The sequence below is a fragment of the Streptomyces kronopolitis genome, assembly GCF_014646275.1.
In the GTDB taxonomy this organism is placed as follows: domain Bacteria; phylum Actinomycetota; class Actinomycetes; order Streptomycetales; family Streptomycetaceae; genus Streptomyces; species Streptomyces kronopolitis.
Window position 1 is genome coordinate 1 of the sequence record NZ_BMND01000101.1, and the last position, 732, is coordinate 732.

Annotated in this window: 1 protein-coding gene; it reads left to right on the forward strand. The window is 47.3% G+C overall.

Annotation, left to right across the window (positions count from 1 at the left end; translation table 11 throughout):
* Positions 1 to 92: 92 nt before the first annotated feature.
* Positions 93 to 732: SabA family sialic acid-binding adhesin (locus IEY78_RS35315; protein WP_506417110.1), on the forward strand; the 640-nt coding region annotated here is incomplete at its 3' end.

Below are 732 nucleotides of genomic sequence, written 5' to 3' on the forward strand. Positions count from 1 at the left end.
AAGGGAATGATAACTGCTCGTCAAACATCACAGGTGTAAGTGACCAAAACGGCGGAAGCAAGACTGAAACCAAAACCATAGACGGCAAAAGCGTGAGCACCACGATCAGTTCAAAAGTGGTTGATAGCGGAGCACCAGGTAATACACGACATGTCTCCTACACCGAAATCACTAACGACTTAAGAGATGTGCCTGATAGCGCTCAATTCTTGTTAGCGCAAGCGAGCACGCTCATTAACACCATCAACACGGCATGCCCGTATTTTAGTGTAGCTAATCAAAGTGGTGGCCCACAGATGAAACCGACTAGTGGGAAGTTGTGCGGTTTTACAGATGAAATCAGCGCGATCCAAAAGATGATCGCAGACGCGCAAGAGCTTGTCAATCAAACGAGTGTGATTAACAGCAATGAACAAACGACTCAAGTGGGAGGCAGTAATGGCAAGCCTTTCAACCCTTTCACAGACGCTAGCTTTGCGCAAGGCATGCTCGCTAACGCTAGCGCGCAAGCCAAAATGCTCAATTTGAGCGAACAAGTGGGGCAAACCCTTAACCCTGAAAGGCTTACCGGGAATTTTCAAAATTTTGTTAAAAACTTTTTAGCCACATGCAACAACCCTTCAACAGCTGGCACTGGCGGCACACAAGGTTCAGCTCCTGGCACAGTGACCACTCAAACTTTCGCTTCCGGTTGCGCCTATGTGGAACAAACCATAACGAATTTAAGCAACT